Annotated in this window: 19 protein-coding genes; 3 read left to right on the top strand and 16 right to left on the bottom strand. The window is 60.8% G+C overall.

The annotated features are described in order from the left end of the window. Positions 1–89 precede the first annotated feature (89 nt). The 7 genes from GOQ25_RS05595 to GOQ25_RS05565 all read right to left on the bottom strand — a co-directional run bounded on the left by GOQ25_RS05595 (position 90) and on the right by GOQ25_RS05565 (position 6193). On the bottom strand, positions 90–1580 hold the full coding sequence (locus GOQ25_RS05595) for an undecaprenyl-phosphate glucose phosphotransferase (protein ID WP_236844498.1): 1491 nt from the start codon (positions 1578–1580) through the stop codon (positions 90–92). A 19-nt stretch (positions 1581–1599) separates the two neighbouring features. Continuing rightward, entirely contained in the window at positions 1600–2577 is a 978-nt protein-coding gene (locus GOQ25_RS05590) for a tripartite tricarboxylate transporter substrate binding protein (protein WP_160349466.1), read from the bottom strand. Between the two features lie 69 nt (positions 2578–2646). Continuing rightward, complete coding sequence (locus tag GOQ25_RS05585; protein WP_160349465.1) at positions 2647–3054, bottom strand: MaoC family dehydratase; 408 nt, start codon at positions 3052–3054, stop codon at positions 2647–2649. Continuing rightward, a complete protein-coding gene (locus tag GOQ25_RS05580; RefSeq protein WP_236844497.1) occupies positions 3054–3473 on the bottom strand; it encodes a hypothetical protein in 420 nt (139 codons plus the stop codon). Before GOQ25_RS05580 ends, GOQ25_RS05585 begins: the two co-directional genes overlap by 1 nt. Beyond that, a complete protein-coding gene (locus tag GOQ25_RS05575; RefSeq protein ID WP_160349464.1) occupies positions 3470–3895 on the bottom strand; it encodes a Zn-ribbon domain-containing OB-fold protein in 426 nt (141 codons plus the stop codon). The genes GOQ25_RS05580 and GOQ25_RS05575 overlap by 4 nt, the downstream gene beginning before the upstream one ends. Before the next feature lies 1 nt (position 3896). After that, entirely contained in the window at positions 3897–5048 is a 1152-nt protein-coding gene (locus GOQ25_RS05570) for a thiolase family protein (RefSeq protein WP_160349463.1), read from the bottom strand. Next, positions 5045–6193, bottom strand: coding sequence for an acyl-CoA dehydrogenase family protein (locus GOQ25_RS05565; RefSeq protein WP_160349462.1), 1149 nt, complete (start codon positions 6191–6193; stop codon positions 5045–5047). Before GOQ25_RS05565 ends, GOQ25_RS05570 begins: the two co-directional genes overlap by 4 nt. Before the next feature lie 209 nt (positions 6194–6402). Between GOQ25_RS05565 and GOQ25_RS05560 the strand changes: the two genes are divergently transcribed. The 3 genes from GOQ25_RS05560 to GOQ25_RS05550 all read left to right on the top strand — a co-directional run bounded on the left by GOQ25_RS05560 (position 6403) and on the right by GOQ25_RS05550 (position 10275). After that, a complete protein-coding gene (locus tag GOQ25_RS05560; RefSeq protein WP_160349470.1) occupies positions 6403–8562 on the top strand; it encodes an acetate--CoA ligase family protein in 2160 nt (719 codons plus the stop codon). A gap of 150 nt (positions 8563–8712) precedes the next feature. Beyond that, entirely contained in the window at positions 8713–9516 is an 804-nt protein-coding gene (locus GOQ25_RS05555; protein ID WP_160349461.1) for an IclR family transcriptional regulator, read from the top strand. Between the two features lie 69 nt (positions 9517–9585). Beyond that, positions 9586–10275 carry a TetR/AcrR family transcriptional regulator gene (locus tag GOQ25_RS05550; RefSeq protein WP_160349460.1) on the top strand — a complete coding sequence of 230 codons (690 nt, stop codon included), beginning with the start codon at positions 9586–9588 and terminating at the stop codon, positions 10273–10275. 39 nt (positions 10276–10314) lie between these two features. On the opposite strand, the gene GOQ25_RS05545 is transcribed toward GOQ25_RS05550, so the two are convergent. The 9 genes from GOQ25_RS05545 to GOQ25_RS05505 form a co-directional block, all read right to left on the bottom strand. Then, on the bottom strand, positions 10315–10983 hold the full coding sequence (locus tag GOQ25_RS05545; protein WP_160349459.1) for an EthD domain-containing protein: 669 nt from the start codon (positions 10981–10983) through the stop codon (positions 10315–10317). A gap of 37 nt (positions 10984–11020) precedes the next feature. Next, a complete protein-coding gene (locus GOQ25_RS05540; protein ID WP_160349458.1) occupies positions 11021–11776 on the bottom strand; it encodes an SDR family NAD(P)-dependent oxidoreductase in 756 nt (251 codons plus the stop codon). Positions 11777–11820: 44 nt separating this feature from the next. Then, positions 11821–12567 carry an ABC transporter ATP-binding protein gene (locus GOQ25_RS05535; RefSeq protein WP_160349457.1) on the bottom strand — a complete coding sequence of 249 codons (747 nt, stop codon included), beginning with the start codon at positions 12565–12567 and terminating at the stop codon, positions 11821–11823. Then, positions 12564–13316 (bottom strand): ABC transporter ATP-binding protein, encoded by a 753-nt coding sequence (locus GOQ25_RS05530; protein WP_160349456.1) that lies wholly within the window; start codon positions 13314–13316, stop codon positions 12564–12566. Before GOQ25_RS05530 ends, GOQ25_RS05535 begins: the two co-directional genes overlap by 4 nt. Continuing rightward, complete coding sequence (locus GOQ25_RS05525) at positions 13310–14098, bottom strand: SDR family NAD(P)-dependent oxidoreductase (protein ID WP_160349455.1); 789 nt, start codon at positions 14096–14098, stop codon at positions 13310–13312. Before GOQ25_RS05525 ends, GOQ25_RS05530 begins: the two co-directional genes overlap by 7 nt. Then, on the bottom strand, positions 14095–15066 hold the full coding sequence (locus GOQ25_RS05520; RefSeq protein WP_160349454.1) for a branched-chain amino acid ABC transporter permease: 972 nt from the start codon (positions 15064–15066) through the stop codon (positions 14095–14097). Before GOQ25_RS05520 ends, GOQ25_RS05525 begins: the two co-directional genes overlap by 4 nt. Beyond that, entirely contained in the window at positions 15063–15968 is a 906-nt protein-coding gene (locus tag GOQ25_RS05515; RefSeq protein ID WP_160349453.1) for a branched-chain amino acid ABC transporter permease, read from the bottom strand. The genes GOQ25_RS05520 and GOQ25_RS05515 overlap by 4 nt, the downstream gene beginning before the upstream one ends. A gap of 82 nt (positions 15969–16050) precedes the next feature. Continuing rightward, on the bottom strand, positions 16051–17325 hold the full coding sequence (locus tag GOQ25_RS05510) for an ABC transporter substrate-binding protein (protein WP_160349452.1): 1275 nt from the start codon (positions 17323–17325) through the stop codon (positions 16051–16053). A gap of 64 nt (positions 17326–17389) precedes the next feature. Beyond that, entirely contained in the window at positions 17390–18889 is a 1500-nt protein-coding gene (locus GOQ25_RS05505) for an AMP-binding protein (protein ID WP_160349451.1), read from the bottom strand. Positions 18890–18901: the final 12 nt, after the last annotated feature.

Raw genomic sequence — 18901 nt, 5'->3', positions numbered from 1 at the left:
AGGATAGAATCGATAGGGGACATCAGCATTGTTTCCTTTAGACAGGTTCTTCGCAAAAACAAGTCTAATGAATGCTGGTCGTCCCCCGTTTATGATGTAGAGCCAGACCAGTGCTTGATGTAATAGCGGTCATATTCGATCCGGCGCTGCATCTTGTCCACTGTGTCCGTTTCACCACGCAGGCCGTTGACCTGCGCCCATCCCGTGATGCCGGGCTTGATACTGTGCCTGAGCATGTAGCCAATAATCTGGTGGCGGTAAGCTTCGTTGTGCGCGACCGCGTGCGGGCGTGGTCCGACAAGGCTCATTGATCCGCCCAGCACATTGAACAGCTGCGGCAGCTCATCCAGCGAGGTCCGGCGCAGGAAAGCCCCCACTCGGGTCACACGCGGATCGTCACGCGTGGCCTGCGGGACATCCTGACGAGGTTCGCCAACATACATGGACCGGAACTTGAGAACGTTGATAGGCTGACCGCGCGCGCCGTAGCGCGCCTGCCGGAACAAAACAGGGCCGGGAGAATCCAGACGGATAGCGATGGCAACTGCCAGCATCACCGGTGAGAGCACCACCACCGCCAGGCCGGCGATCAGCAGATCGAGGGCGCGCTTGAAGATCCGCGCCATACCAAAGATCGGAGTGTCATGGATCGCAAGCAGTGGGATGCCAGCCAATTCTGAACCGGCTTGGGTGACGTCCGTGGTCCAACGCGTTTCTGGCGCCATGTAGATGGCCGCGGTCGAATCGTTTAAAGCGTTGAAGAGCTGCTGGCTCAATGGTTGATCGTAGTAGCCGTCAGGCTGAACGATCACCATATCGAATTCCGACGCGTGAATACGCGGCCAGGCTGCTTCGTGCGGACCCAGATAGGGTGGCACTTCGTCGTCTCCCGAAGCGCTGGGCACCGGTTCGGCCGCGTAATAGCCGACCACTTCAATGCCCAGGATGGGCGATCGGCGCAAGCGTTTGTACAAAACACTGGCCAAAGGGCCAAAGCCAAAGAACACGGCTTTGCGCCGATTCGATGGCAAATTATTGAAGCGAAAAATGGCTCTGCGGCCAAAAGCCAGACAGACCATCAGCAGGGGCAGGGTGGCCGCGCACCACCAGAGAATCAGTTTTCTCGCTTGGTATACATCAATGGCCTGATCTCTTAAGAAAACAACGCACAGTACAACGACAAACAACACCCGCAGCCAGCGCAGGATTCCCGCGCGCAGCATCCACCAGACATGTCGGGCCGACACGATCTGCCTGAAGCCGGTAAACGCAAAAAATGCGACGGCGCCTACGACAAGGTAGACCCATTGAAGAGAGCTCAACCCGATGCCTAGTTGGCTCGCACATAGGTAGAGGGGAAGCGTATTGCAGAGTGCACAAACCAGCCCCACCGAAAGCTTTATGGTGCTGACATGCAAATCCGGTTGGCCGGGGCGTAGCATCGAATCCAACAATTTGTCGAAGTTTGAGGCTCGATACCCAAATATCGCCCTCGAAGCCATCATTTTATTGCATTTTTCGACTTTTGAAACTGGACATTTCCAAGTGCAGACGGGTTCGTCTAGATAACCCGTCTGCATCCGCTTGCCGTGCGTCTTGCTACTGTTGTGGCTGAATGCCTGCCTTTTGAGCGAGCGCCTTCCATGTTTCTATGTCGGACTTCAATTGTTCCTGCGACGCCTTCGACGTATTGCCTACGGCCTCTAGGCCTTCCGCGCTTAGCCATTTTTCCATCTCGCGCGACTTCAAAATGGCGACGAAATGCTCATTTAATGATTTGACGGTGTCGGCGGGGGTCTTCGCGGGTACATACAGCCCATACCAGACCGCGGAGTCAAAATCCGGCACACCCGATTCGGCGACCGTGGTCATCCCCGGCCACAAATCACTGCGGTCCTTGGTGGTGATGGCCAACGCCCGGACCTTGCCTGATTCGGCGAATTTTTTGGCCGTCGACAGCGGGTCGATGACAACCTGGACCTCGCCGCCAATCAGTCCGGTGAGCGCGGCGCTGGCGCCTTTATAGGGCACGTGCGTCAGGGGGGCTTTGGAGGCGGACTTGAAAAGTTCGCTGGCGAAATGCACCGAGGTGCCAATGCCCGGCGTGCCGTAGTTGACCTTGTCGGGGTTGGCCTTGGCATACGCGACCAGCTCGCTCACCGTCTTGGCGGGAAGGTCATTGTTGACCAGCAAGGCGAACGGGCCACGCACAGCCGTTGTGACGGCGCTCAGGTCCGTGGTGACATCGTAGGGTAGCTTGGCCTTGATGGCCGGCTCGGTGGCGATGGCGCCGCTGTGCAGCAAAATGGTGGTGCCATCCGGATCCGAGCGCACGGTGGCATCCGTGCCGATGGTGCCCCCAGCGCCCGCGCGGTTCTCGACAATGACAGTGCGGCCCAGCCGCTGACTGAGCTGCTCGGCCAGCTTGCGCCCCAGAATGTCCGAGGTGCCACCAGCCGAGTAGGGCACGATGATGCGCATCTGTTTGCCATCCGGCAGCGACTGCGCATGCGCGCTGGCCGCGCACAACGTGAAACCAGCCAGGGAAAGCGCGACGGAACGATAGAACGGCTTCATGAGTTGTCTCCTGATATTGGTGCTTGTTCTACGGTGTTGCGGGGTGCGGCCTCACGCGGGCCGCGCGCGTCATCCGGGAATATGCAAAACGCCTGCCAAGCGATCCTGATCATCGTCACCGCGTACCCAGACCCGCCAGCCGCGCGGGGCAGGCGACTCGCTGGCCTCCAAGGTGCCGGGCGCGAGCTCGCCGCTGGCGTGCAGTGTCTCGCCGATGAAAACCGGTTTTAGAAATCGGATATCGAGATGGGACTGCGCGAGCCTTGTGGCGTCGAAGTTCTTGTGCAGGCATTGCCACAACAGGCATAGCGACATCGTGCCATGCGCGATCACGCGACCCATCGGCGTCTTCGCGGCGAATGCGCTGTCCAGGTGTAGCGGGTTGAAGTCATCCGTCAGCTCGGCATAGGTGCGTATGGCGTCGGCGGTGACGGACAGTCGGGCGGGCTGTAGCCGGTGAGAAGGAAAGGAGGTCATTACGCTGCCCATATCAAGGTCAGTTCGCCAGAGAAAACCGCGCGGCCATCGGCCCCTTCGCCGATTACGCCGAGCACGACGAAACGTCGGTCGCGTTTTAGCGTTTTGTCCAGACAACGCACGGCAAGCGTGACCGTCTCACCGGGCTTGGGTAAAGACTGCATATGCAGTTTCTGGCCTGCATGGATGTTGCCGGGTGGACGCGGCGCGACCACATGCAGATACGCGCGCATCATCATGATGGTCGCGATACTCGCCTGTTCAGCAAAGCCGCCCGCGCCGTCGGCCTCGGTATCGCCAAACAGAGTGCGCCATCGCTGGACCTGTGTCGCGTCGTAGGTTTCAGTACAGGTGCCTAGGGAGGCGCCGGGCGTGAAGTGCTCGAACAGGATGGGGTCCGCGACAGTTTCAGTCATCATGCCTCTCCCGTTCGGATGACGTGCTGCACGATCGGCAGCACCGACGCTTCGACATCGATGAAGCCGATTTGCACCTTGGCGTCGATGGCGATCGATTTGGCCGCTTCGGCAGTGGCATTGACCATCAAGCGAAACCCCTCGTCCATGTCCACGATCGCGATGACGTACGGCGCCATCGCCTTGAAAGCGGGTAACGGGGCGCGGTGCACAGTGGTGAGAGAGAGCACCTTGCCAATGCCGGCCGAGGCACGCCAATTCAGCGCGTCGCTTTGACAATGCTCGCAAAGCGCGCGTGGTACGCGTTGTACGCTGCCGCAAGCCGCGCAGGTTTGAAAGCGCAGCACGCCTTGCGCGCAGCCTTCCCAGAACGGACGGGTTTGGGCGTCGGGGCGGGGCAGGGGACGCGATGGGGGCAGCGACATGTCAGGCTCCTAGAACGAGGGAACAATGCGCCGACAAAATCCCGCCATCGCCATGGACGAAGGCCAGGCGCGCATCGGGGACTTGACGGTCTTGTGCATGACCGCGCAATTGATGCACCGCTTCGACCGCGTGAAACATGCCGCCGGCCGCGCCAGAGTGTCCATAGGACAGCAGTCCGCCGTGCGTATTGCAAGGCAGCGAGCCGCCCAGGCCCAGCTGTCCGGCTGCGGCGGCCAGACCTGCCTCGCCGCATTGGAAAAAGCCTATGGACTCCAGCTCCACCGCCAGCGTGATGGTGAAGGAGTCGTAGATCTGCGCCACATCGATATCGCGAGGCGACACGCCAGCGCGCGCGAACGCAGCGGCCGACGAGGCCTTGCAGCCGAAATCCACCAGGCTGGGCGCCATGACAATATGCTCGTGCGTATGGCCTTGGCCCGCGCCAAGGATTTCTACGGGCTTGTTCGCACAGTCGTGGCGCGCCTCGGCGCTGCTGACGACCAACGCCGCGCCGCCATCGGAAATCAAACAGCAGTCCAGCATGCGCAGCGGCTCGGCGATGGGTTTGGAGGCCAGTACATCCTCGACGGTCAAGGGCTTGCGCACGTGGGCCTTGGGGTGGCGGCCGGCATGGCGGCGGTGTTCCACCGCGATGGCAGCAAGCTGTTCTGGCGTGACGCCGTATTCGTGCATATAACGCTGGGCGACCAGCGCATAAGCCGCGGGCACGCTAATGCCAAAGGGACGTTCAAATTGGGGGTGACCGACTTCGGCCAATGCCGCCACCGCGCCATCGCGTGACATGCCTGTCAGACGGTTGTCACCCGTCACCACCAGCACATGCTTGCATTGCCCGCTGGCGACTAGCGCGGCGGCCTGCATGATCATGATGCACGCGCTCGCACCTCCTGCCTGGATGGCGAAGCAGGTACCCGGATGGATGCCCAGGTATTCGCAGAATACCGACGCCAGCATCAAGTGCGGCTCTGTGAATGAATAGGCGCACAACACGCCATCGATGTCGTTGAGCGACAAGCCGGCGTCTTGAATCGCGCCGATGGCCGCTTCGGCATGCAACGCCATGCAGCTGCTGCCCGGCAGCTCGCCAACCGCGGTGTCGTAAGCCCCGGTGATGTAGGCGTGCATGCTCATGGCTTGAACCCCATGCCGCGCGCGATCAGATTGCGCTGAATGTCGCTGGTGCCTTCGCCGATGACATACACCAGCGCATCGCGGTGGATGCGCCCGACGGGATACTCGGACATGATCCCGGCGCCCCCGAGAATGCGTATGGCCTGTTCGCTGACATGCACGGCCGCTTCGGTGGCGATCAGCTTGACCTTGGCCGCGGTGGCGCTATCCAGATTGCCCTGATCGACGCGCCATGCGCCGTAGTAAACCATCCATTTCGCGGCCTCCACTTCGGCGGCCATGTCGGCGAGTTTGTGGGCGACGGCCTGGTAGTCGCCAATGCGTTTATTGGCCACGATGCGATCCTGCGCGTAGCTTTGTGCCGCATCCAGCGCTGCGCGCGCCATGCCTAGCGCGTTGGCGGCGACACCAACACGGTTTTCGCTCAAGCACTCCAGAATCACGGGATAGGTGCCCGTGACTTCGCCTAGCAGGCAGTCGTCGGGCACGAATGCGTCCTCGATATGAATGAGCCCAGTTTCCGATGCGCGAATGCCTTCCTTGCGCAGTTTATGGATATCAAAACCAGCGTTCGGCAAATCCACAATAAAGAGGCTGATAGCCTGCGGTGTGAGGTCCGGAGAGGTGCGCGCCGCCACGAGCAGAAAGTCGGCGAAAGGCGCATTCGTGATGTAGAGCTTGCTGCCATTGAGTTTCCAGCCTCCATCTACCTTTTCCGCGCGTGTCTTCATGGCGCGGATGTTGGAGCCGCCATCGGGCTCGCTCAGGCCAAACCCTGAAATTTTTTCGCCGGCGAGGGCGGGGCCGAAATAGCGCGCTTTTTGCGCGGGAGTGCCGATCTTCCAGATCGGCCAGATGCCCAGATGCGAATGCGCCGACCAGCTGGTGGCGAATGCCTGACTCAGATAGCTGAGCTCTTCGCGGACGATGCAGTCGCTGACCTTGTCCAAGCCACTGCCACCATCGGCCTCGGGATACCGCACGCCGAAAAGCCCTAGTTCCCCCCAGCGCTTGAAGACGTCGCGAGGAAACGATTCTGTCTCCTCGGCCGTGGCGACTAGCGGCGCGAGTTCGTCCCTGCACAGCCGACGGACCGTGTCGCGCACGGCCTCATGCTCAGGGGAGAAGGCGAAATTCAGGCTCATCTGGCTGTCTCTAAAATATAAATAAAATTCTGTATAGCGAATTTAGCATCGTTAAATCACCCTGAATATAGGGTTTACGCTCGGTAAATTCCTGTGCATCGCATCATCAATGGAAATACAATTCGTTTATAAGAATAATTAACCGGACTGTTGCGCAGTAAACCAAAGGAGGTCCTGTGTCCGCTATTACTGCATCGCCCGATTTGTCTATGGCAGAGAACGCGCCGCAACCGAGGTCGCGGCTGGCCAGTATTCTCAACGCGCAAAGCGTTGCCGTTGTCGGCGCCAGCGCGGATGCATCCAAAATTTCCGGCAGACCCCTGGCTTACATGTTGCGCAGCGGCTATCGCGGCAAGCTGTATCCGGTGAACCCGTCGCGCAGCGAAGTGCAAGGGCTGACTTGCTATCCCTCGCTAGCCGCGATCGGGCAGCCCGTCGATCTAGCCATTATCGGCACCGCAAGCGCGCATGTCGAAGGTATCGTCCGTGAAGGCATCGCGGCCGGGGTCAAGGCGTTTGTGGTGTTTTCTTCAGGCTTTGCCGAACTCGGTACCGAAGGGCGCGCGATGCAGGAACGGCTAAGCGCACTCGCAAGAGAGCACGGCGTGGCCGTCGTGGGTCCCAATTGCCTGGGCGTCATCAACGGCCATACAGGCTTGATCGCCTCGTTTACCACCGCGCTGGAGACTACACCGCTACGTTCCGGACGGTTTTCTTTTGTGAGTCAGAGCGGGGCGCTGGGCGCGTATTGGTTAGACATCGTGCTGCGCTCGGGCATCGGCGCAGGTCAGTGGATCACCACGGGCAACGAAGGCGATGTAGACGCGGCCGAGGCGGTCGATTACCTCGTCACGGACCCGAATACGGAAGTCATCGGGGTGTATATCGAGGATATGCGCAGGCCCGAGGCCTTCCGCCAGGCTTTGCAGCGAGCGGCGCGCGCCGGCAAACCGGTGATTGCGATCAAGTCGGGGCGATCGCAAGCCGGCGCGGCTGCGGCGGCCTCGCATACGGGCGCACTGGCCGGGGATGACGCGTTGTACGACGCCTGCCTGAATCAATATGGCGCGTTGCGCGTCGATAGCCTGACCGAAATGATGGACGCGGCGCGCATATTCTTGCATCGCGCCACGCCCTTAGGTCGCCGACTGGCTGTCATGAGCGTGTCTGGCGGCGCGGGTGTGTTGATCGCCGATGCCTGCGAGTCGCTTGGGCTGAGTTTGCCGTCTTTGGAGGCCCCCACGGTGCAGGCGCTGACGCCAGTGCTGCCGGCTTTCGTGCACCCGGCCAATCCGCTGGACATCACCGGGAACGTATTGCAGGATACCGCCGTGATTGGCGGGGCCTTTCGGGCGCTGGCCGCCGATCCCGGCATCGACGGCATCGTGCTCTTTATCGGCATGATGCACAGCATCGCTGACGTCTTCGTACGCGAGCTGTCGGATGCGCGGCGCGATATACGTTGCCCTATCATCGTCGTGTGGGTCGGCGCACTCGATGAGAGCATTCAAGCGCTGGAATCCCATGGCATTCCGGTGTTCCTGGATATTCCTCAAGCCATGCGCGCGATTGCGCAATCCTTGCAAGCTCGCGAGGCGCAGCGCGCTGCGAGCGCGCTTCCGGCCATACCAGCGCCGGTTGCGCGGCGTGGGGCCGGGGAGGCGATATCCGAATGGGAGGGCAAGCAGTGGCTGGGGCAATGCGAGGCTATTGCCTTGCCGCGCGGGCGATTGTGGGTTGATGGCGAATTCCGCACAGCGGATGTCCCACCGTTACCGGTCGGAGCCGACGCGGCATCGTCCGTCCGCACTGCCGGCGCGGAGTCCAGCATGGAACTGCCGTATCCCCTCGTAGCGAAGTTGCAATCCCGGCAATTGCTGCATAAGAGCGATGCGGGTGGCGTCATCTTGCCGATCCGCGATGCCGCCGCATTGCAGACAGCGCTACAGCGGCTCGGCGACACGGGCAGAAACCTGGGTGTCCCAGTGCAGGGCGTCTTGGTAGAGGAGATGGTGCCCTTCGATCATGAATTGCTAGTGGGATTGCGGGTGGACGATCGCTTCGGGCCAGTTCTGACCTTGGCGCGAGGCGGGGTCGAGGCCGAGTTGTGGCCCGATGTGGTGACACGGCTGATGCCGCTATCGGCGACGGATATCGAAAAGATGCTGCGCGGGTTGCGCATTGCGCGCTTGCTTGACGGCTACCGGGGCAAGCCACCCGCCGACATCCCGGCCATCGCCCGGCGTATTGCGCAACTGTGCGATTGGTTCGTGCAGCAGCCGATAAAAGAATTGGAAATCAACCCGCTGGCGGTCAAAGGCAGCGACGTGTGGGCGCTGGATGCACTTGTTACGCCGTTCGCGGCATAGAACCGGGATGACGATGCGGCGCATGGCGTCTTATCGTCTGAAGCCAGGGCGGTAAAATCCGCGGCTCATGTCGTGCAGAATCAATGTCCCGGGTGGTGCCTAGCGCGCGCCCGGTCTGCCGGTTTCACATAGGCACAAGGTGTGATAGGTATGGCTGAAGCGCTCGTCGCGACGGAAAAAAGGGTAGGGGCCTTGAGCGCCGGATTGCGCATTCTGCGCCATCTGTCGAGCGCCCCCACGCCATTGGGCGTCACGCGCATCGCCCGCGATCTGGGTCTGAATTCCAGCACCTGCTTCAACCTTTTGAAAACGCTGGTTCAAGAGCGTCTGGTCACATTCGACGAGGATACGAAGACGTATCGAATGGGCCTGGGCTTGGTGGAACTGGCCAAGGGCTCATTAGAACAGGCTTCCTACGTCCGCCTGCTCAAGCCTCACTTGCAGGAATTGGCCAACCGTCACCGCGTCACGACCACACTATGGCAGCGCACCGTCAATGATCGGGTGGTCCTGGTGGACCTGGCCGAGAGCGGATCGACCATGCGGGTACATATGAGCATCGGGCAGCGTCTGCCCCTGTACATCGCTGCGCTGGGGCGCTGCATGGCCGCGTATTCGAACCTCACGCCTGCCGAACTTCGCACGCAGCTAAGCACATTGCGATGGGAGGATGGGCCGAGTTTCGAAGCTTATATGCGGGATGTGCAGCGCGTACGCGAGATCGGTTATGCGACCGATGAAGGACATTTCGTCAAAGGCATCACCACGGTTTCCTCGCCGATTCTGGATGAAAATCGAACCGCGGTGATGGCAATCAGCGCAGTCGGTGTGGCGGCGCGGTTTAGTCCCTCATCGATCCGCTCGCTGGGTGAGGATTTGCGCGAAAGGTGTCACGAAGCAAGCCTGTCGATTTCGGGTGGCAAGGTGGGCCTGCCCAGCTGGCAAAACGACTAAGCCTCGGTTGACCATCCTGGCAGGCTCAGTCAAGATAAATGACTTACGAATCATTATTCATTTAGATCTATGGCTACCCCCGGTCGTCCCAAAAAACAAGGTGAACCCCCGAACCCGGCGCCAACCGTGCCGGATTGGCGTGAAGGCGGCTCGCGTAATGAGCGGGCGCGGCTGATCCGCGAGGCGCTTTTTAACGCCGCTGGCGAGATCGTGGGCGAGCGCGGCTACCAGGACGCCTCCATCACGCTGATCACGCAGCGTGCGGGCGTGGCGCAGGGGACGTTCTACAACCATTTCGAATCGCGCCAGGATATCCTGGACAAGCTATTGCCCGCTTTGGGTAGCAGCATGCTGGAACACGTCGGCCATTGTTCACGCCAGGGCGAGACGTTGATCGAGCGCGAGGTGCTGGGTTTTCGGGGTTTTTTTTCTTTTCTGAAGACGCACCCGCATTTCTTTCGCATTCTGAACGAGGCGCCCAGCTTCGCGCCCAAGGCCTATCAAGCCCATCTTGAGATGGTGATGGAAGGCTACTTACGCTTTTTCCACAAGGGCCGCGAGCGTGGCGAGATCCGCGGATTCACCGAACAAGAGCTGGAAGTCGTAGCCTTTGTGCTGATGGGCGCCCGGTTATATCTGGGCCGCTATGCCACCACAGGAGACAGCCAAGACAGCGAAGTGCCGGACTGGGTGATCGAGGCGTATCGCAAGCTTATCACGCAGGGATTGTCTGGCTTAGGGCAAGCGACGGGTGCGTAAAGCGCGGGGGCGCGTGCGCCGCAGGCCAGAAGCGGATGCTTAGACGATCACGTGCTCGCGCGTGACGATAAAGGGCAGATGCCCATCGGGCAGAAAGCGGGCTTCATCGGCCCGTGTGCGTGCGTAGACCTCGGTCTGTGCGCCTTGCTTCATGTCCGCCGTGGAGTCGAACCAGGTGATGGCCAGGCCATCGTAACGTGGCGTTGAGCCGTCCGCGTATTCCGCCAAGCGAAGATGATTCTGTTCATACCGGCGCATGCCGGGGATGCCCGATGCAAGCGGGCCGTGGTGTTCGCGCCAATAGCGGCGAAACGCGGTGAGGTCCATGCCCGGGCGACAGTTGACGAACTCGACATTCTTGACGCCGTCCCGGGGAATCGCGCCATCGACGATGACATGGACGTCCACCGTCATGATGACGGTTTGGGCGGTATCTGTGAATTCGGCTAAGTCGCGCTGGGCGCGCTGTGCCACGTCCGAATTGCGCGCGGCCAGATAGGCATCTTCCGAATGAAACACCATTTCGCCGATGCCGTCATAGATGCGTTCGCCTTTGACATAGCCCTGTAGCAGCGTATGAGATTGAACATAGCAACGCAGCCCCGGCACTTGCGCGGCACGCGCGGCATGGTCATGCAGCCAGACGCGTTGAAAGTCTTGCACACTCATGCCAGGGCGGCGTTTAAGCAACGTGACTACCTTGAACATATACGCTCCTCGCGATCGCGTCCGTGAAGAAAAAAGACTAGCGCAGGTAAGTGCCGCCATTGACGTCTACCATCGTGCCGGCCAGATAAGAGGCGGCAGGCGAGCACAGAAACGCAAGCACACCGGCAATCTCTTCCGGTTGGCCCATGCGTTTCATTGGGTAGGCCTGAGCATCGTAGCCATGGCCCTCGGTCATGCCCGAGGACACCGGGCCCGGAGCCACACCGTTGACCGTCACGCCATGCGGCATGCCGCGTTGAGCAAACCATCGCACCAGCGCGTGCACTCCACCCTTGGAGGCGGCGTAGTGCGGCCCCGCGCGCAGTCCTCCAGTCCATCCGGCAATCGATCCACACAGCGCGATGCGCCCGTACCCGTGCTCCATCATTGCCGGCATAACCGCGCGCACCAGGTTGATGGGACCGAGCACATTGACCCGCATCACGCGCATGAACTCGACTTCGTTCCAGTCGGGGTCCATCCAGTCCTCGTCGTAAGGGCAGATGCCTGCCGTGTCGGCGAGCGCTTGAAAAGGACCATGCCGGCGCACCAAGTCGTCGACAGCAGCGCGGTCGCTGACGTCACATCGTTCTACGGCGTCCACGCCAGGGAGTCCGTGGGCGATGGCCTCCAGTCGGGCGGGTGGCGCGATGTCAGTCAGCGTCAGTCGCGCGCCGAAGGCGCCGCACAGGCGCGCGGTGGCTGCGCCGATCCCGCCGGCCGCACCGGAGATCAGTACGCGTGTGCCAGCAAGTGGCGGTGTGGAAATGTCCGACGCAGGGCAAGCAAGCATGGCGGGTCCAATCTGAAAATGGGAGGCTGGCAGCGTCCGTCTAGTTACACGGACAGATACCTGTGTTTGATGTCCTCGTTCTGATTCAGCTCGGCAATGCTGCCGCAAAACACGTCTTTGCCTTTATCGATAACTACCGCGCGGTCCGCCAAGCCCAGACAGAACTGCAGGTTCTGTTCGGCTAGAACGATGGTGGTGCCGCGCGCGCGTAAGGTTTGAATCAAGGCGCCGATTTTCTGCACCATGATGGGGGCGAGTCCTTCGCTCGGCTCATCCAGCAGCAAGACGCTGGGATTGCCCATCAGAGCGCGCCCCACCGTCAGCATTTGCTGTTCGCCGCCGGATAGCTGGCCGCCCAACCGGTGTCGCAGTGGCTGCAAGAGCGGCAACATGTCATAGACACGCTGGAGCGTCCATTCAGTCTGGCCATCCGCACTGGGCTTGATGGCGATTGTGAGATTGTCTTCCACCGTCAGATCGGGAAAGATCTGACGGTCTTCGGGCACGAAACCGATGCCCAGCCGCGCGATCGCGTGCGGCGCGCGGCCGCGGACTTGTTTGCCCAACAGCTCGATGCTGCCCGAGCGGGCCGCGACCACGCCGGCAATCGATTTCATGGTCGTGCTTTTGCCTGCGCCGTTGCGGCCCAGCAGCGCCAGGGTTTCCCCTCTGCGCACGTTCAAGCACATGTTGAACAACACCTGACTGCTGCCATAGCAGGCGTCGATGCCCTGCACATTCAGCACCGTGTCCACGGGGACCGGCGTAGCGTTTGGGTGGGGAGCGGTCATACTAGTACCTCCTGCGGCGTACCCAGATAGGCTTCGATGACCGCGGGATTGTTGCGGATGTCATCGGCCGTGCCTTGTGCCAGCACGCTGCCATAGGACAGCACATAGATGTTCTGCGAGATCCGGAATACGATTTCCATGTCGTGTTCGATCAGCACGACGGTCAATCCGCCTTGTTTCCACAGGCCATAGACGGTTTCGATCATCTGTTCCCGCTCTTCCGGGCCCATGCCGGCGACCGGCTCATCGAGCAGCAGTACTTTGGGCTTGAGCACCAGCGCCAGTGCGACGTCCAGCAGTTTCTGGTCGCCGTGAGACAGGTTACCGCTGACCACATTGGCCTTTTTCGTCAGCCCTAACTGCTCCATGACCTCATAGGCGCGGTCGCGCGTTTGCGCCAGCGGAAAACGGCCGGCGAGTTGCGTCGACTTGCCCAAAGGTGACATCAGCGCGCCGCGCAGCGATTCTTCGACTGTCAGTGTCTTAAAGAGTTTGGACACCTGAAAGGCGCGTCCGATACCGCGTTGCACGATCTCGCTGCTGGGTAGCCCGCAGATATCCTGGCCCTCGAGCAGAATACGACCAGCGTCCGGAGCAATGGCGCCTGAGATAAGGTTGAAAAAAGTGGTCTTGCCCGCGCCGTTAGGTCCGATGACGGCCGTCAATGACCCTTTCGGAAAATGGGCGCTAATGTCGGCTGTGGCGACGACACCGCCAAAGGATTTCTTCAGATGCTCGACTTTCAGCATGTGCCATCTCCTTCGTTTCGGGCAGCCGGCACGCCACCATAGGTTTGCCACGGGGCCCCCACCAGCCAGCCGGCATCGACGGCCAAATCCACACCGGTAATCGCCGAGGCCTGCGCGGACGCCAGAAACGCCACCGCATCGGCCACCTCGCGCGGTTCGACCATGCGGCCGAGCGCCGTGGGTTGCGCCAGTTCATCGACATTGCGATCACCGCGATCGATTGCCGCCTGCAAGGCCGGGGTGAGCGTATAGCCAGGAGACACGGCATTGACGCGCACGCCTGAGCGACCCCATTCCGTGGCCAGGCATTGCGTGATCGAAATGACGGCTGCTTTGGCCGGCGCATAGGCGTGCAATGGCACCGAACGTGAGCCTGTGATCGAGGCGATATTGACGATCGCGCCCTGACCGCGCGCGGCCATCCGCGCGCCGAACACGGCGCAGCATAGATACGTGCCGCGCTGATCCACGGCAATGACGCGGTCCCACAGTTCCATCCCGAGTTTTTCGGGCGTGAGCTTGGGCTGGATGATGCCAGCGCTATTGACCAACACATCGACGGGGCCCCGCTCGCTCTCGATGCGGTCGGCCAACGTACGCAGCGCGGCTTCGTCAGTGACATCGCACGCATAAAAGGCCGCCGCGGGCGCGAGGTCTGCGCGCCAGGACCCGGGCAGATCCGCCACGACTACCCGGTCGCCGCGTTCGAGCAATTTGCGCGCGCATGCCAGGCCGATGCCGCTCGCGCCGCCTGTGACAAGACTGACCGATGTTTCTCTCATGGCGAGACTCGCTTATTCCTGAGGTTACGCAAAAACTGCGCGACAAAATCGCTGATACCGCGTTTAAAGCCCAGGGCGAACACCAGCACGATGACGCCCAGCGCCAGGCCATGCAGCTCGGTGAATCGCGTCACCAGGTCGTTAAACAGCAGCAAAAGCGCAGCGCCCACCACCGGTCCAAGAAATACGTGGATGCCGCCCATCATGATCATGAATATTGCCTCGCCCGACATCGTCCAGTAGGCGAATTCGGGGTAGGCTCCCGAGACAAACAAGGCCATGATGCTGCCTGCGATGCCGGCGAATGCGGCGGCGATGATGAAGGCGTAAAGCTTTACCCTCCAAACATCAATCCCCAGGAACCGCGCCCGATCCGCGTTGTCGCGCACCATGCGCAAGGTATACCCAAAGGGTGATTGCAAGATCGCGCGCATCAACAGCAAACTGACTACGCCTACCACGCAAGCGAACCCATACAGTGAAGTGGTCTTGGATAGGTCGATGCCCAGGAACACTGGCCGCGGGATGCCCCCCATCAAGCCCTGGTCGCCCCCCGTGAGCCATATCCACGACAGAATCACGCTATGCAGCAGCATGGCGAAGGCAAGCGTGAGGAACGAGAAGTAGATTTCCTTCAGGCGCACACAGATGGCACCCACCACCAGCCCGAGCAGCGCGCAAAATACTACGGCGCCCAGCATCGCAAGCGGGATCGACGTGCCACCTTTTTGCATCAACAAGCCAAACGCGTACGCGCCGCCCCCGAAGAACATGGCATGCCCGAACGACACCAGCCCGCCGTAACCGATCAGGATATTGAGTGACGTGGCGAACACCCCGAAAGCAGCCAGCCGGATCAAGAAGTCCAGCGTCACACGTGACGTGGTTAACAAGGGGATTGCGAGCAGAATGCCTAAAGCCAGCACCGCCCACAGGATGTCTCGTCCGAATGTTTGATTTCGAATCATGCTCGTGGCTCCCGACCCATCAGCCCACTGGGTTTCAAGACGAGTATGAGGGCCATGGCGATAAACATGACGCCCTCGACAAAACTGGGGAATCCGATCGAGCCGAATGAACGCACTAGACCGATGAGCAGGGCGCCGACCAGCGCGCCGCTGACTGAACCCATGCCGCCGATCACGGTGACGATAAAAGATTCGATGAGGATCGAAAACCCCATGCCCGGCGACATCGAACGTACCGGCGCGGCAAGCGCACCGGCGACGCCGGCCAGTAAACCGCCGCAGGCGAAGACACCCGCGTAGATCAGGCCGGTGTTCAGTCCCAGCGCGGACGTCATCGTCGGGTTATGGGCGGCCGCGCGCACGATTTTCCCCGTGCGGGTTTTGGTCAGGACGGTCCAGAGCACCAGCGCAATCAGGGCAGCCGCCCCGATGAGCACCAGGTAGAACACCGGCACAATGCCGCCGCCAATGAATAGTGGCGGCGCTTGGAAGGCTTCCGGCATCCCCATGGACTGAAACTCAGCGCCCCAGATCAGTTTGACCGCATCGTCCAGTATCAAGATGAACGCATAGCAGACTAGCAGCTGCATCAGGACATCGGCGTTATACACGCGCCGCATGAAGAAGCGTTCGAAGATTAGCGCGAACAGGCCCACGCCAACGCCCGCGATCATTACCGCCGCCAGATAGCTGTCAGTCATGCGATAGCCCGTCAGTCCCAGGTAGGCACCCAACATGTAAAGGGAACCATGCGCGAAATTGATCACGCCCAAGACGCCGAATATCAACGTCAGGCCGGTAGCAACGAGAAAGAGCAGGGCGCCGACGATCAGGCCCGTGCTTGTCTGCGTGACGATGCAAGAAAGCGATGTCACGCATTCAAAGAGTTCATTGGGGTTCAAGCGAGTCTCCCGTGGGTGCAATGGCGCAACAGGCTGACCGGCCACACGCTAAGGCGCGACCGGTCTCTAGGCGTTTAACGGCTTAGCCCCAGCCCTTGCTCTTTTTCCACTCGTTTTCAAGCTCGATGATCTGCTTCCAGTCGCCCAGCACGGGATTTGGCATGTAGGGCTCTTTGTTTTGCAGCAGTCCCCAAGCATCGGCGTAGTCGATAATGGTCTGGTCCTCGGCGCGCATCGTTACCGTGCCATTCGTGCCAAAGGGCGTGTCGATGGTCAAGCCTCGCAGCGCATCGGCCAGCTTTGCGCCGTCGGCGCTATTGGCCTTCTTCATGGCGGCGGTCAGGAAGTTAATTCCCAGGGCGTTTTGCCATGCCCAATTCGTTGGCAGTTCCTTAAATTTCGCCTGATAGGCATCGGACCATGCCTTATTTGCCTCGGTATCAGGCACATTGCGCAGATAGCGGTTGCCGGAATGCAAGTCGGGCGGCACGTTCTTTACGACCGAGAGCACGGTGTAGTCGGCCATATTCACGGCAAAGAACTGACGGTCCTTGAATAAAGCATAAATGCTGCCCTGATCGATGAATGAGCTCAGGTCGCCGCCCCACAGGCACGAGTAGACCGCTTGCGGACGCCCTTGCAGCAGGCGCGTGATGCTTTCGCTGTAGTCAGCTTGGAACAGCTTGACCCAGACCTCGCCCGTGAGCTCGATGTCCTTGTTGAAATGCTTGGCGTATTGGAAGAATTCAGCCGTGGTGTCGCGGCCATAGGCGTAGTCGGGCGAGCAGCTCATCCAGCGTGTCAGGCCTTTCGCCTTTGCCACGTTCGCCGCATAAGCGCCACCGACGATCGCGTCGTGTATGCCCTGTCGCGCGCAGCGGAAGGCATTAGGTATCCGTAGCTTGGGATCGGCTGTCAGCGACGAGGTTTCCGAGTTGGTGTGGATGCAGAACACGCCCAAATCTCGGGCGACTTCGTGCACGGCAAACGCGCCCGATGAAGCCTCGGCGTCCAGCAGCAGCTCGCACCCGTCGCTATTGACCAGCTCGCGCGCCACGCGCGCGGCTTCTTGAGGCTGCCCCTTGGAGTCTCGCACGACCATTTCGATCTTGCGGCCGTTAAAGCCGCCCGCTGCGTTGAATTTGTCGATCTCCAGCATCACCGCGTTGCGCGAGGACAGACCCAGTTGAGCCACCCGTCCCGAAAGAATGGTCGGCATACCGACGCGGATGGGTTTGTTCTGCGCAAACGACATTGCCGGCACGCCGATGGCCGACATGCCGGCAAGCGCAGCGGCGCCCTGGATCCATTTACGGCGTTGCGGTAGGGCAGGCGCCTCTTTGTGTCGTTGAATCATGCTTGTCTCCTGTTTTTTTAAGGCGTCGACCCCCGGACGCCGCGGGCGTGATTCGAATCTGGGTTTATGAAGTGGATTGACTGAGTTGATCTCGCAACACGCGCTTGAGAACCTTGCCGGAAGGGTTGCGCGCGAGGGCGTCCGTGATGATCAGCTGTTTAGGAATCTTGAATCCACCCAGCTTGCCCCGGCAGTGCGCTTGCAGGTCTTCGAGCGTGAGGCTCGCGCCGTCGCGCAGGACCACGACCGCCACGACTCGTTCGCCCCATTTCTCGTCCGGCAGCCCGATGACGGCTGCTTCTTCCACGATGTCGAGTTGATAGATAACGCGCTCAACCTCGGAGGACGCGATGTTTTCACCGCCGCTAATGACCATGTCCTTTTTGCGGTCCACCAGGAACAGAAATCCGTCTTCATCCAGGTAGCCCATATCGCCAGAGCGGAACCAATCGCCAAAGAAGCTTGCCTCGGTACGCTGCTGATCTTGCCAATAGCCCCGGGTGACTTTGGGACCACGCAGACAGATCTCGCCAATCTGGCCGGCGGGTAAGGCGCGGCCTTCCTGATCGCGGATCTCGATATCGACGTGAGCCAGTGCACGTCCGGCCGAGCCGATCTTTTCGATTTCCTTGCCGGCCTGCATCATGGTGTCGCCGGAACACGTTTCCGTCAGGCCATAGGCGTCGATATAGCGCCCGTGCGTAAAAAGGCTTTTGAAGCTTTGAATCCGTTCGGCGGGTGTGCGCTCGCCGCCGCCGATGACCCACTGCAGGCTCGTGACGTCAAAGTCACCGCGGTTTCTTAACGCCAGCAGCCGGTTAAGCATCACGGGCGCAAGCCATGCGCCGGTCAGCCGTTCGGCGTGGATCGCGGCGAGGACTTCCTCTGCGTCGAAATCCCGCAGAACCGTGATTGACCCGCCCACCAGCAGCAGTGCCATCCCTGGCAAATCGAACGCGCCGACGTGATAGAGCGGTCCCACCACAAGCAGACGGTCTTGACGCGTGAGGCCCAACTCGCAGATGTGGTCCAGCGTTTTCCAATAGAAATTCTGATAGGTGTGAATCACGCCCTTGGGGCGCGCCGTCGTTCCAGAGGTATACATCAGCCGGAACATATCTTCCGGCGTGCACGGATGCGCCGCAGTGACGGGCTCGACCTTCGGCTGCAGCGCGCGCGCGTCGTATTGAGCCTCCGGCGTCACGACCAGGGCGGGTGCCGGCCCGACGTTTTCCGCCAGTTCCTCATCCACGCAGACCAGCTTGGCCCGAGCGTGCTGCACGATGTAGTCGACTTCGTCGGCGCTCAGCCGGTAGTTGATGGGCAGAACGACGGCGCCCAGATGACCGATCGCCAGTGTCAGCTCGATAAACGCCGCGCTGTTTTTCATGAGCAATGCCACCACGTCGCCCGGGCCGATGCCGCGCCCGCGCAGTATGCCGGCGACCGCGCGCGTACGCTGCGCCAGTTCGCCATAGCTGATGCGGCTGTGTCCATAGACCAGGGCCAGGCGGTCAGGATCGGCGAGCGACCAATGCTGTACAGAGGAGCTCAGACTCGTCATGATGATCTGCCT

Source organism: Bordetella sp. 15P40C-2 (assembly GCF_009763235.1).
Classification (GTDB): domain Bacteria; phylum Pseudomonadota; class Gammaproteobacteria; order Burkholderiales; family Burkholderiaceae_B; genus Bordetella_A.
Note: the sequence above shows the minus strand (reverse complement) of the source record. Positions and strands in the feature narration are given on the sequence as shown.